The sequence below is a fragment of the Lacinutrix himadriensis genome (assembly GCF_001418105.1).
Classification (GTDB): Bacteria; Bacteroidota; Bacteroidia; order Flavobacteriales; family Flavobacteriaceae; genus Oceanihabitans; species Oceanihabitans himadriense.
Genome location: NZ_LIQI01000032.1, coordinates 33659 through 47795, shown reverse-complemented (window position 1 = coordinate 47795; position 14137 = coordinate 33659). Strand labels below are relative to the sequence as shown.

Below are 14137 nucleotides of genomic sequence, written 5' to 3'. Positions count from 1 at the left end.
TCTACTATAATAAATGTACTATTCTAAACAGCTAATACGTGGTAATTCTTTAAATGTTTTTAACAAAGTAATGAACAGCAATGATTTTGTTGTTTACAGTTGAATAATAGTAGGTTATAAGGTGTTATTTTGCTTGTATACTATCTAAAATAGCAATAATAATGCCACATCCTTCTATTATTTCTTGGTTAGAAATGGTTAATGGAGGTGTAATTCGGATTGCCTTTTGCTCAAAAAGCAACCAAAATAATATTAAACCAGCGTCTTGAGAACGTAAAATAACTTGATTTGTTATTTCTGCGGAAGGAGTAAACGCAGCCAGCATTAATCCTTTTCCTCTAATTTCTGTAATTAATGGGTGCACTAAATGTTTTCTAAAAAGGGCTTCTTTTTCTAAAGTTTGGGCAATTAAATCACTTTCTGTCACTTCTTTTAAAGTTGCTAAAGCAGCAGCAGCAATTACAGGATGCCCACCAAAGGTAGTGATATGTCCCAGTTTCGGATTGTCTTGTAGTAAATCCATAAGAGCTGATGAAGCAGTAAATGCACCAATTGGCATGCCACCACCAAGACCTTTTCCTGTAACTAAAATATCTGGAGTACAGTTGTAGTTTTGAAAACCGAAAAGCTTTCCGGTACGACCAATTCCTGGCTGTATTTCGTCTAAAATTAAAAGAGCACCAACTTCTTTACAACGTGCTTCAACCTTTTGTAAATAATTGTTTTTTGGTTCTATAAAACCTGCACCACCTTGAATGGTTTCTAAAATAACACAGGCCGTTTTTGTGGTGATTTGTTGTAAATCTTTTTCGTTATTGAAACCAATAAACGAAACATCTGGAAGTAAAGGTCTGAATGCTTGTTTGCGTTCTTCAAATCCCATAACACTCATAGAACCCATGGTGTTTCCGTGATATGCTTTTTTTGCAGCAATAATTTGACTTCTTCCTGTAGCTCGTTTTGCTAATTTTAAAGCCCCTTCAATAGCTTCGGTTCCAGAATTTGTTAAATATGTCTTTTCTAAAGATTTTGGGAGATGCTTTGCTATTAACTTGGTGAGATCTACTGCAGGTTTCTGAATGTATTCCCCATAAACCATGACATGTAAATAACTATCTATTTGTTCTTTTAGTGCAGCAACTACTTTTGGATGTCTATGTCCAAGTGTGCATGCCGAAACTCCTGCTACAAAATCTAAATATGCTTTTTGGTTCGCGTCATAAATGTACGATCCTTCGGCATTAGAAATTTCCATGGCTAAAGGATGCGTAGAAGTTTGCGCTTGATATGTTAAGAAATTTTTTTTAATGACTAATCTTTTTTAGGTTCTATTAACTGTGATTTTTCTTTTAGTAAAGTAGGAGCAGGAGCCATAACACCTTTGTTAAGACTGTTTTTCGGTACGTTTCTAGATGCTTTCGGGTTCGTAACTGGTGTCTTCGATTTTTTTGCTTCCGACTTATCTGCTTTGTCCATTCGTTCTAACATAGCGTCATCAAAGAAGTCTTCTTGAGGGATATAATCCTCTAACCCTTTAATTATTGGTAGCACTAAAGGAGGATCATCGCTAAACAGATCTTCAACATTTTTAGGTCTTTCTTCTTCTCTCCAATTAAACCCTCGCAGTTTTCTTACGTTTTCAGGAAATTCAGATTCTGGATAGGTCTTTCCGTCTACTTGTCTGATCTTTCGGAGCTCATCAATATCTCCATTGGAAAATAGCATCATAATGCTTCCCGATTTAGACTTGTCAATTCCTACTAATTCGTTTTTTTCATTTCTAGCAAAATAAATAGACTCCGCATTCTTGTTAATATCTACTTGCTTTAGTGTATTGTCTTCATCAAAAAGACCAATAAGTATTTTTCCGACAATTTGATTATAACCTGCACCAAGTGTGTCTTTACTAATAATGAAAGCATTGTCAAACACTAAAAGGGAATCTAACTTTTCGGTTTTCGGATTCGATTTTATTTGAATAGTATCTCCAGTCATTTGGTTGCCAAGATTCCATAGAATAGGTTGTCTTTTGGTTACAAATGCCTCTTTAGATGTTGTATTGGTTAGGTTGATAAGTTGTGTTAATCCTGTTAGATGGTTTACATGAATAGAATCTGCTTTTCCGCTCATGTCTGTTTTAAAAAACTTAGCATTTTTATACGCTCTTGTAATTCTTTTTTCTGCTTTACCAGTAACCATTAAAGTGTCTGCATGCATGTACACAGAATCATTTTCTTGTACCGAAATAGCTAAAGCACGTTTGGTTATAAAAACGGAATCTTTGAGTTTGTATATTTCAGCGTAATGCCCTTTTACAATACTCTTGTTTATGGTGTCTGTAACTGTTATGTTATTGGTTGCAGAAGCAAAGCTTTGGTTGTTGTCAAAGTACATACTATCTCCTTCAAAAATACGATTTTCATAATCTATCCTAGATTTCTTTACAGCATAACCTTGTTTGGTTTCGGTATTAAAAAAGCCTTTTTCGCAGTAGATTTTACTGTCTGCAGTAACAATAGTCGAAGGTCCATAAAGAAAAGCATGACCTGTTTCTGTGAAAAAATCTAATCGTTCGGTATCAATAGTGTAATCCGGATTTACCAATTTTACATTTTTTACAAATTGGTATTTTTGGGAGTTCATATAGTAACGACCAATTTGACTAGTAATCGTTCCAGAAGAATCTCGTACTACTTTTCCACCACTTTTGTAAAACGATTGTTGCTTTGCACGATCAAAATACAAGGTGTCTGTGGTTAAGGTAGAAGCTGGTTCTTTTAAAATAACATCGCCACTTGCAAATGCTAGTTTTGTTTTTCCGCTATACTCTACATATTTAGAGGTCATGTTAATGCTGTCTCCTTGTTTCATTTTTACGTTTCCGTAGGCTTCCACAAAATTATCATTGGAGTAGAGTAGTGCTTGGTCACACCACATGTCTACACCTTCGTGTATAATATGAATTTGACCAGAATCATCACGTGTCATGATTTTTAAACCAGGAGTATCTGCTTCTTTAAATTCTAAGAATCCAGAATATTTAATTTCTATTTGCTGTTGTTGCGCTTGTACGAAAGCAAAAGAGAAAAATAGTAATAATGTATATATGTGCTTTACCTTCAAAATCTATAATTTGTGGTAAAAATAACTATTATTATGATGTGTTATTGCAGATTAAGATTTTTTTAATACTAAAAAACCTGTCGAGTGGTTACAAGACAGGTTTGATTTTATTTTTTATATGCGTTTATTACATATATATAGTTTGCTTTCTATCTGGACCAACAGAAACCACATGAATAGGGATTTCTAATTCTTTTTCAAGAAAAGCGATATAGTCGTTTAATTCTTTTGGGAATTGTGACTTATCTGTCATTTGCGTTAAATCTTCTTTCCAACCTTTAAAGTCAGTATAGATTGGTTCTAGATTTTCTGGTTCTACATTATAAGGGAAATGCGTAATCGTTTCCCCTTTGTATTTGTACGCTGTACAAATTTTAAGTGTTTTAAATCCAGAAAGTACATCTCCTTTCATCATCATTAATTTAGTCACACCATTTACTTGGCAAGCATATTTTAATGCTACTAAATCTAACCAACCACAACGTCTTGCTCTTCCTGTAACTGCGCCAACTTCATTACCAATGATTGCCATATCTTCACCAACTTTATCAAAAAGTTCTGTTGGGAAAGGACCAGAACCAACTCTAGTGGTGTATGCTTTAAAAATACCATATACATCGCCAATTTGGTTTGGTGCAACGCCTAAGCCAGTACAGGCTCCTGCAGCTGTGGTATTACTTGATGTTACAAAAGGATAGGTTCCAAAATCGATATCTAGAAGAGAACCCTGCGCTCCTTCAGCAAGAATGGTTTTTCCAGCTTTTTGTGCTTGGTATAAATATTCTTCAGAGTCAATAAATTGTAAAGACTTTAAAACTTTAATAGATTCAAAGAATTCTGCTTCCATTTCTTCTAAATCGTATTGCACATCTACATTGTAGAAGGCAATCATAGCTTCGTGCTTATTTGCTAAAGCTCTGTATTTTTCTTTCCAATCGCTTAGTTCTAAATCCCCAACACGAATTCCGTTTCTACCGGTTTTATCCATGTATGTTGGACCAATTCCTTTTAAGGTAGAACCAATTTTTGCTTTTCCTTTAGAGGCTTCACTTGCAGCATCTAAAAGTCTGTGCGTTGGTAGGATTACGTGGGCTTTTCTAGAAATGATAAGCTTGGTTTTATAATCTAAATTAAATTGATCTAAACCTTCTAGTTCTTTAGCAAAAACTACAGGGTCTATTACAACTCCATTACCAATTACATTGATAGATTCGTCGTGAAAAATTCCGGAAGGAATCGTTCTTAAAACGTGTTTAATGCCATCAAATTCTAGAGTGTGTCCTGCATTTGGACCACCTTGAAAACGTGCAATAATATTGTAGTTAGCGGTTAAAACATCGACAATTTTTCCTTTGCCTTCATCTCCCCATTGTAAACCTAGTAGTAAATCTACTGCCATTATAATTTAGTTATTTAGTTGCTTTTTTTGTGCCGTAAAAGTATAGTGAGTGGTTTGTGATTTCAATATCAAAAACTTCTTCTATTGTTTTTTTAATAGATTGAATTCTTGGATCACAAAACTCGATGACTTCTCCGGTATCTGTAAGAATTACGTGATCGTGTTGCTTATCAAAATAAGATTTTTCATAGTGTGCCTGGCTTTGCCCAAATTGGTGCTTTCTTACCAATGCACATTCTAGAAGTAATTCTATTGTATTATAAAGAGTTGCTCTACTAACACGATATTTTTTATTTTTCATGTTTAGGTACAACGACTCAATGTCAAAATGCACGTCACTATTATAAATCTCTTGTAGAATCGCGTAACGCTCAGGCGTTTTACGATGTCCTTTACTTTCAAGAAACTTAGTAAAGACATTCTTTACAATCTCCTGGTTTTTTGTATCTGTTTTTACACTCATAATTTCGGCGTAAATTTACACTTTTTATACTCTTTTAACCTTATCAATTCCATTAATTTTTTTAAGGTTATCCATAAGTTTTGTTAATAAGTTTTTGTTTTTCACTACGACATTTATTTTTCCTGAAAAGATGCCATCATCACTTTGAAAACTTATGCTTTTCATATTAACGTGCATATTGGAAGATATCATTTTAGTAATGTTATTTACTAAACCTAAATTATCGATACCGGAAAGTATGATTTGTGCTGAAAAATCTTGCTGACTAGAATCTATCCATTTAGCAGATAAAATTCTGTAAGCGTAGTTTGATTGCATGCTTACCGCATTAGGACAATTCTTTTTATGTACTTTAATTCCTTCATTTATGGTTAAGAATCCAAAAACGGAATCTCCAGGAATAGGGTTACAGCAGACTGCTAATTTATAGTCCAATTTTTCTTCCTCTTTACCAAAAACAAGTAAGTCGTATTTATTTGTAATCTCGTCTTTTTCAAGCTCTTCTTTAGTAGGCGTTGTTTTTCTTGAAATTTTATTCTTTATATAACTAACAAAAGCATTACTTCTAGACGAAGCATATTCCTTTAGCATGATGTTATCTATAGCGCCAGAGCCAACACGATAAAATAAGTCTAAACTTGTTTTAAGTTTAAAATGACTTACCATTTCATTTACTGAATTTTCGTTTAAAGTGATTTTAAGTTGTTTTAATTTTCTTCTTAAAATTTCTTTTCCTTCTTCTGCAACCAGTTTTGTGCTTTCTTTTAAAGCGGTTTTAATTTTGCTTCTAGCTCTTGCTGTTGTGGCGTAATCTAACCAGTTTGGGTTCGGTTTCGCGCTTTCGGAAGTTAATATATCTACTTGATCCCCACTTTTTAATTCGTGACTTAAAGGAACTAATTTACCATTTACTTTTGCACCTCTTGTTTTCATGCCAACTTCGGTATGAATACTAAATGCAAAATCTAACGGAGTGGCTCCTTTTGGTAAGGATTTTAAATCTCCTTGTGGTGTGAAAACAAAAATCTCTTTAGAATACAGGTTGAGTTTAAATTGCTCTACAAAATCCACCGCATTTGCGCCATGATTTTCTAATGCCTCTTGTAGTCTGTTTATCCAAGTTTCTAAGCTATCTTCTTTTTCTTCTTTGTTTTTGTATTTATAATGTGCAGCATAGCCTTTTTCTGCAATTTCATTCATCCGTTCACTACGGATTTGCACTTCTACCCAACGACCTTTTGGCCCCATTACCGTAATGTGTAATGCTTCGTAACCTGTAGATTTTGGGGAAGAAATCCAATCACGAAGTCGTGTAGGATTTGGTCTAAAATGATCGGTTACTATGGAATAGATTTTCCAAGCTAGAAATTTTTCGTTTTCCGGATCACTTTTATAAATAATACGAACGGCAAATTTGTCGTACACTTCATCATAGGAAACACCTTGATTTATTATTTTTCTTCGAATAGAAAAAATAGATTTTGGTCTTCCTTTGATATCGTAATTTAGGTTTTCTTTATCTAGAGAGTTTTTTATAACATCATTAAATTCTTTGATATAGATGTCTTGATCTTCTTTGCTTTCTTTCATTTTAAGCAAAATGTCATTATATACTTCTGGTTCTGTATATTTTAAGCCAAGATCTTCGAGTTCGGTTTTAATATTATAAAGTCCGATTCTATGTGCCAAAGGAGCGTAAATATAAAGCGTTTCGCTAGCAATTTTCACTTGCTTGTCTGCTCGCATAGAATCCATAGTCTGCATATTATGCAATCTATCTGCTATTTTAATAATGATAACACGAACATCATCATTAAGTGTGAGTAGCATTTTTCTAAAATTCTCTGCTTGCATAGAAACATCCATGTCTTTATTAAGCGAAGAAATTTTTGTAAGTCCGTCTACAATTTTGGCTACCGTTTCACCAAAAAGCTGTTCAATGTCTTGAATGGAATAGTCTTCATTGTCTTCTACAACGTCATGAAGCAGCGCTGCAGCAATAGAGGTTGCATCTAATCCGATTTCTTGTGCTACAATTTTAGCAACCGCAATAGGATGGAAAATATAAGCTTCACCCGATTTTCTGCGTTGTTCTTTGTGTGCATCTACAGCAACTTCAAAGGCTTTTCGGATTAGTTTTTTATCTTCAGTACTAAGCGTTCTGTAACTTACCTTAAGCAGTTCTTTATATGCTTTGGTAATGGCTGCGTTTTCTTTTTCTATTTCTGCATCTGTCATAAGTATTAAAAATAGTATAAAGAAAATTAATGCACAACCCTTTTTAGTTTAAAGTTGCATGTAATTTAATATGAGGAAATTATTTTCTCAAATTCTGAATTCGCTTTAATAAAGAAGGATGCGAATAATGCATAAATTCGTACGCTTTATGTGGCGTTAAATTACTTAAGCTGTTTTTAGATAGCTTTTTTAAGGAAGTAATTAAAGGTTCGGCTTTATACGTGTTTTTTGCATAATCATCTGCTTGGTATTCAAATTTGCGTGAAAACCAGTTCATTAGTAATCCTGTGATTTCAGAAAGCGGACTATATAAAATTCCGAAAGCAATTAATCCAATATGAAAACTAGGCGTTTCTACACCTAAAGCTTGTGATAATATAGGTTTTGAAATAAACAAGGAAAGTACAAAAAGGGTGAAACCTGTTAGTAAAACCGAAGCAGCCAAGTTAAATATAATATGTTTCTTTTTGTAATGACCAACTTCATGCGCAAGCACAGCAACTATTTCTTCTTCGTCTAAATCGTTAATTAATGTGTCATATAAAGTAACGCGTTTTTCACTACCAAATCCGGAGAAATATGCATTTGCTTTGGTGCTTCGTTTGGATCCATCAATAACAAAAATTTTGTCTAAGGTAAAACCAACTGTTTTTGCATAGGCTGAGATTTTATCGCGAAGACTTCCAGCTTCTAATGGCGTTTGTTTATTGAAAAGTGGTACGATAAGTTTGGCGTAGAACATATTCATAAAAACCGTAAAAGCAGTAACTAAAGCCCAAGCATACAGCCAAAATTGGTTTCCTGTGGTTTGGTAAAACCAAATTATTGCAGAAAGTATAAGGCTTCCCAGAATAGTCATCATAAACCATCCTTTGATTTTATCGAACCAAAAGGTCTTTTTTGTGGTTTTGTTGAATCCGAATTTCTCCTCAATAACAAAAGTCTGGTAATAACTAAAAGGAGTGGTGAGGATATCGCTTCCTATCATAATTATTCCGAAGAAAATTAATGCGATAAGTATAGGGTTTTCAGAATAACTTCTAGCAATATTGTCAATTGCTTCAAAACCATCAAAAATTAAAAAACCTAGTGTTAATATAATAGAGAACGTAGAAGTTAATATTCCAAATTTATAATTCGTTTGCTTATAATCTTGCGATTTATTGTATTCCGAGGCATCGTAAACATCTTGTAATTCTTCAGGAACAACATCTTTATAATGTTTTGCATTTAATGCATCGAGTGTTTTATCAATTATAAAATCGATGATTAAAATGGCTATTATGATGTAAAATAGAGTAGTAGGTGTCATAAATTCAAATTCCAAAAAATTAAAAAACGAAATGCCAAAAGTACGTTTTTGGATTTTGTTATTTGTATTTTGATTATTGCGAAATTTTTTAAAGAAAATTCCGTTGTCTTTTCGCTTCAAAAATTAAAATCCCTGCAGCAACCGAAACGTTCATAGAATCAATTTCGCCTTGCATGGGTATTTTAATATTTTGTTTGGAAGCTTTTCGCCAAGTATCACTCAAACCATCTGCTTCGGTACCAACTACAATGGCAGAAGCTTTGGTGTAATCTTGTTTGTGATAATTTACTGCTTCTTGTAAAATAGCACTATAAATAGCGATGTTGTTTTTGTCTAAAAAAGATATGATTTCCTCCGTAGTTCCTGTAGCAATTTGGTTGGTAAATACACAGCCAACGCTAGAGCGAATTATATTGGGATTGTAAAGATCTGTTTTGGGGTTTGCTATAATTATAGCATCTACATTCGCAGCATCTGCGGTACGTAAAATAGCACCAATATTTCCAGGTTTCTCTGGAGCTTCGGCAATTAAAACTAATGGGTTTTGGGTATTGAATTTTAGGTTTTCAATAGATAATTCTTTTGTTTTTGCAATAGCAATAATACCTTCGGTAGTGCCTCTGTATGCTAGTTTTTGATATACGTCTTTAGAAACTTCTATAATATCCACTTCCGAAAGGTGAAGCTTGTTTAGTTTTTCTTCCGAAAATAATTGCGGGTAAAATAGAATAGTTGCTATTTCATAATTTCCTTTTAAAGCTAAGGATACCTCGCGTTCTCCTTCAATTAAAAATAATCCGGACTGTTTTCTGTTCTTAGATTTCTCTTTTAAAAAAACTAATTCTTTAATGTAAGAATTTTGCGTACTTGTTATTTGTTTGAAGCCCATTAATTTACCTATATTGTGAGCACAAAGTTACATTATTATGAAGAAAAAAATACTTTTATTACTACTTACCGTTTTATTTAGTTTAAACCATTATTCGCAATCCTCTTATATTACACAGGAGCTCGATTGTAGTACTGGCTGTTCAGACCTTACGGTGGACTTTCCGTTAATTCAGGAAACTTCAAATTATACGGTAGCGAGTATTCCTTTTAATCCGCCATCCAATTTTGATGGTTTAGATTCTGGAACTTCTTTAAATTTAGATGATACATGGAGTGGTATTCTTAATCTTCCATTTGATTTTTCATTTTATGGAGATACGTATAGTGATCTAATAATTGGGGGTAATGGCGTGATTTCTTTTGATACTACTAAGGCTAATGGTTTTAATGGTTGGGCTTTTACAGAAACTTTACCAAACAATACGAATACGGCATTGAGTGATGCTAATATTTTTGGTGCAGCGCATGATATGGACGCAAGTGTTAATGGAGAAATTGCTTACGAGGTTAAAGGAGTTGCTCCTTTTAGAGTGTGGGTGGTTAGTTTTATGGATATGGCAAATTTTTCTTGTAACGATTTAAGAACAACGCAAATGATTGTTTTGTACGAAACAACCAATGTTGTTGAAGTATACCTTTTAAATAAGCCACTTTGTGCTACTTGGAATAGTGGAAATGCAGTTGTAGGAATTCAAAATCCTGCAGGTACTCAAGCGGTTGTTCCTCCGGGAAGAAATACTGGAGCTTGGGAGGCAACTATTGAGGCTTGGCGTTTTAGTCCTTCCGGAGGAAATAATACCGAAAATGTATATACATGGTATGATAATTCTAGTCAGTTTGTAAGTAATGATGCTAGTATTAATGTTTGTCCTACAGAGGATGAAGTGTACACTGCTGAAATAACCTATTACGATCCAAATGGTTTTGAATCGAATACCATACTTCAAGATGTTATGCTGACTAACAGTTTGATAGGGCAAGATCCAGAAAACATGGAGGTTTGTAGACCTTATGAGTTTGATGTAGATTTTAATTTAACAACGCAAACAAATGTAATTACTGGAGGATCTACTTGTAGTATTGTTACGTATTATGAAAGTTTAGTAGATGCAGAAAATGCAACAAATGCTATTGCACATACAAGCGATTATAATAGCTATACCAGTAACCCATTTACTATATATGCTAGAGTGGAAAATAGTAATACTGGTAGTTTTGAAACCACAATGTTTGATTTAGTAGTTAATTTATCTCCACAAGTATATCCTTCAGAATTAATTAATTGTGCAAACAGCGATGGTTTTGCTGCATTTAATTTAACGGATATGAATGCAGGTATAACTAACGGAAACACAGATTATACGGTTGCTTATTATGCTACCATGGCAGATGCCGATAACGAAACAAACATATTACCAGATATTTATGTAGTGGATAGTAACCAAACCATTTATGCAAGAGTTAATACTCTAACAAATGCATGTTACAGTATTGTTGACTGTTTATTAGATGTGAATAATGGTTTAGATTTAAGCGGTATTGGTGATGCAGTACAATGTGGAAATAACGACGTTGCATCCTTTGATTTAGTGACACATGTAGACCAACAAATAAATGGAAGTTCGGACGTAGAATTAACTTTTTACCTAACTCCAGAAGATGCAGAAAATAATACAAATAGCATAGCATCTGCAGATAATTATACCAACATTAGCAACCCGCAAACTGTTTTTGTAAGAGGAACAAATCTTATTACAGGTTGCAATTCTATAGGACCTTTCCAATTAGTAGTGACTACAACACCTACAAGTCTTAATCCTTTGGTGTCCTGTGAAACAGATGGTGATGGTATTAACGTTTTTGATTTAACAGTAATTGAATCGGAATTTATAAATGCAACAATTACATATCATGAATCCTTAACAGATGCTGAAAACCAATTAAATGAAATTGCAGATCCTACCAGTTATACTAATATTACAAATGCACAAACAATATATGTGAGTGTAAATTATGACAATTCTTCCTGTTCCAGTATTTTATACTTAACCATTTTGGTAAGTGAAGCTGTTATAGCAACACAACCAACACCTTTAGTAGCTTGTGGTACAAATGATGAAGCAACCTTTAATCTAGATTCAAAAACGAACGAGATCTTAGGAGGACTAGATCCTAACAACACTTCTGTATCCTATTACGCAACTTTAGCAGAAGCAGAAGATGGGGCAGGAATTATCTACCCTACAAGTGCTTATGTGAATGTAACAAATCCGCAAACCATTTATGTTAGAGTAGAATCAAATGTACCGGAATGTGCTGATATTGTAGCGTTAGAATTAGTTGTAGAAAGCTGTCCTACTACAGTAGATGTAGCTGTAGATTGCGCTTCTGCAGAAGTAGTAAACCAAACCTATTGCTATACCAATGAAGATACTACACAGTTTGTTTTTACTAGTACTGATGGATTGCCACTAGTTGTTGTTTTCAATTCAGGAACGACAGAGAATACCTATGATGCCTTAGTAATTACAGATACCGATGGTACTATTTTATATGAAGGTTATGGGGATGATGGAGATTTAACAGGTTTAATCTTCACATCTTCGGGAGACGCTATAACGGTAGGTGTAATTTCAGATGGTTCTGTTACTAGTTGTACTAATGATCCGTGGGATTTTGATGTCACCTGCTTAGACACAACTGCACTTCCAAATTGTAATGCTTCACTTATAGAATCTTTAAATGAGGCGGTTGCTGTGGATTTAGATACGGACTTAAGTTGGAACGCTGCAACAATAGCGGTAACTGGATATACCTTATATGTGGGAACAACTCCAGGAGCAACAGATGTTTTAGATGGTGTGGATGTTGGGAATGTATTAACCTACGAACCTGGAATGTTAACTTATGAAACCACATATTATGTTACTATTGTACCTTATAATGATAATGGTCCAGCAACAGGGTGTTCGGAAGAAAGTTTTACAACAAAGAATGATCCTAATCAAATTATAGATTGCGCTTCAGGAGAAACCATAAATCAAACCTATTGTTATACGAATAATGATACTTCACAGTTTCTTTTTTCTAGCAATGATGGATCGCCAGTCGTTGTTGTTTTTAATTCTGGAACGACAGAGAATACGTATGATGAATTAGTGATAACAGATACCGATGGTACTATTTTATATGAAGGTTATGGAAATGAAGGAGATTTAACTGGTTTAGTATTTACATCTTCAGGCGATTCTATCACGGTAGGTGTGACTTCAGATGGTTCTGTTACTAGTTGTACTAATGATCCTTGGGATTTTACAGCATCTTGTGCTGGAACTATAGGATTTATAGAAGTCAATGCTTTTATAGATGAAAATACGAATGCTATTTTTGATGCTTCCGAATTTAACTTTACTGAGGGCGAGTTTTCTTATGAAGTTAATAACAGTGGTATTATAAATTATGTGCATGCTTCTACAGGGCATTTTACAATTCCGAATTATTCCGATGCAAATACTTATGATATTAGCTTTACTATCTATGAAGGTTATGGCGGTTGTTTAAGTCAAACCATTACTTTAATGGAAGATGTTTCGGTAATAGGAGGAGAAACGTTGCAAGTAGATTTCCCAATTACAGCAATTCAAAACTGTGAAGATATAGGTGTTGCATTATTATCTAGTGTGCCGCCTAGACCAGGAGTAAGCGCTTACTATACTTTAATTGTAGAAAATCATGGAAGTATACCTGTTTCCGGATCGGTAATCTTTACTCAGGATGCTTTATTAACTTTAAATAATGTTTCTAATGTGGATACTGGTAACTCGGTAACAAATACAGCAACTGGCTTTGTTTTAGATTTTAATAACTTACAAGCAGGTGCGCAAGAATTTGTGAATATAACATTAGATGTTCCTACCAATTTAAATATTGGAGATCTTGTTACCAATATGGTGGTATATACTGTAGATGATATCGACACTAGTAATAACCAATCTGTCTTAACACAAGAAGTGGTGAACTCGTATGATCCTAATAACAAATTAGAAGCACACGGACCAGAAATTAAGTTAGACGAATTTACAAACGAAGACTATTTATACTACACCATAAATTTCCAAAACTTAGGAACAGCAGAAGCTTTAGATATTAGAGTAGAAGATGTTTTAGACGCGCAATTAGATGCTTCTACATTTAAGATGCTTAATGCAAGTCATGATTATATGGTAACGCGAGTAGGTAGTGATTTAAAATGGCAATTTGAGGATATTAACTTACCAAGCGAAAGCATGGATGAACCAAACAGTCATGGTTTTGTGTACTTTAAAATTAAACCATTAGCTGGTTACCAAGACGGAGATATTATTCCAAATGTTGCAGATATCTATTTCGATTTTAATCCAGCAATTACAACAAATATTTTTGAGAGTGAATTTGTAACAACACTTTCTGTGGGCGAATTTTCTACAATAAGTTATTCTATGTATCCTAATCCAGCAAATAACACAGTTAATATTCAGTTTAATACCGCTGTCGCTGAAAAGGTGCTAGTTAGCATTTATAATGTACAAGGTAAATTAGTAAACAAACCAAGTGCTATTGCTAATCAGACTAAGGTTAGCTTTGATATATCTAATTTATCACAAGGAATGTATTTTGTAGTACTTAAAGGCGAAAGCTTTAAAGTGGTAGAGAAGCTAATTGTTCAATAATT

Annotated in this window: 8 protein-coding genes; 1 reads left to right on the top strand and 7 read right to left on the bottom strand. The window is 33.8% G+C overall.

Annotated features, from left to right (window positions below; all coding sequences use genetic code 11):
• Positions 1-124: 124 nt before the first annotated feature.
• The 7 genes from AMD28_RS17420 to AMD28_RS17390 all read right to left on the bottom strand — a co-directional run bounded on the left by AMD28_RS17420 (position 125) and on the right by AMD28_RS17390 (position 9424).
• Positions 125-1309, bottom strand: a complete 1185-nt coding sequence (locus AMD28_RS17420; protein WP_055445424.1) for an aspartate aminotransferase family protein — start codon at positions 1307-1309, stop codon at positions 125-127.
• Between the two features lie 2 nt (positions 1310-1311).
• The gene (locus AMD28_RS17415; protein WP_055445423.1) at positions 1312-3123 is read right to left on the bottom strand and encodes an OstA-like protein; all 1812 of its coding nucleotides are present in this window, start codon (positions 3121-3123) and stop codon (positions 1312-1314) included.
• Positions 3124-3250: 127 nt separating this feature from the next.
• Positions 3251-4522: an adenylosuccinate synthase gene (locus AMD28_RS17410; protein WP_055445422.1), complete on the bottom strand. Its 1272-nt coding sequence runs from the start codon at positions 4520-4522 to the stop codon at positions 3251-3253.
• A 10-nt stretch (positions 4523-4532) separates the two neighbouring features.
• Complete coding sequence (locus AMD28_RS17405; RefSeq protein ID WP_055445421.1) at positions 4533-4985, bottom strand: Fur family transcriptional regulator; 453 nt, start codon at positions 4983-4985, stop codon at positions 4533-4535.
• Positions 4986-5009: 24 nt separating this feature from the next.
• Positions 5010-7223 carry a RelA/SpoT family protein gene (locus AMD28_RS17400; protein WP_055445420.1) on the bottom strand — a complete coding sequence of 738 codons (2214 nt, stop codon included), beginning with the start codon at positions 7221-7223 and terminating at the stop codon, positions 5010-5012.
• A 79-nt stretch (positions 7224-7302) separates the two neighbouring features.
• Positions 7303-8535, bottom strand: a complete 1233-nt coding sequence (locus tag AMD28_RS17395) for a M48 family metallopeptidase (protein ID WP_055445578.1) — start codon at positions 8533-8535, stop codon at positions 7303-7305.
• 88 nt (positions 8536-8623) lie between these two features.
• Positions 8624-9424, bottom strand: coding sequence for a TrmH family RNA methyltransferase (locus AMD28_RS17390; RefSeq protein ID WP_055445419.1), 801 nt, complete (start codon positions 9422-9424; stop codon positions 8624-8626).
• A 37-nt stretch (positions 9425-9461) separates the two neighbouring features.
• On the opposite strand from AMD28_RS17390, the gene AMD28_RS17385 reads away from it, so the two are divergent.
• A complete protein-coding gene (locus tag AMD28_RS17385) occupies positions 9462-14135 on the top strand; it encodes a T9SS type A sorting domain-containing protein (RefSeq protein ID WP_055445418.1) in 4674 nt (1557 codons plus the stop codon).
• Positions 14136-14137: the final 2 nt, after the last annotated feature.

Bases quoted from the DNA above. Each gene is read 5' to 3' on its own strand.
- AMD28_RS17390 (WP_055445419.1), bottom strand. From the start codon at position 9,424: ATGGGCTTCAAACAAATAACAAGTACGCAAAATTCTTACATTAAAGAA.
- AMD28_RS17405 (WP_055445421.1), bottom strand. From the start codon at position 4,985: ATGAGTGTAAAAACAGATACAAAAAACCAGGAGATTGTAAAGAATGTC.
- AMD28_RS17400 (WP_055445420.1), bottom strand. From the start codon at position 7,223: ATGACAGATGCAGAAATAGAAAAAGAAAACGCAGCCATTACCAAAGCA.
- AMD28_RS17385 (WP_055445418.1), top strand. From the start codon at position 9,462: ATGAAGAAAAAAATACTTTTATTACTACTTACCGTTTTATTTAGTTTA.
- AMD28_RS17395 (WP_055445578.1), bottom strand. From the start codon at position 8,535: ATGACACCTACTACTCTATTTTACATCATAATAGCCATTTTAATCATC.
- AMD28_RS17410 (WP_055445422.1), bottom strand. From the start codon at position 4,522: ATGGCAGTAGATTTACTACTAGGTTTACAATGGGGAGATGAAGGCAAA.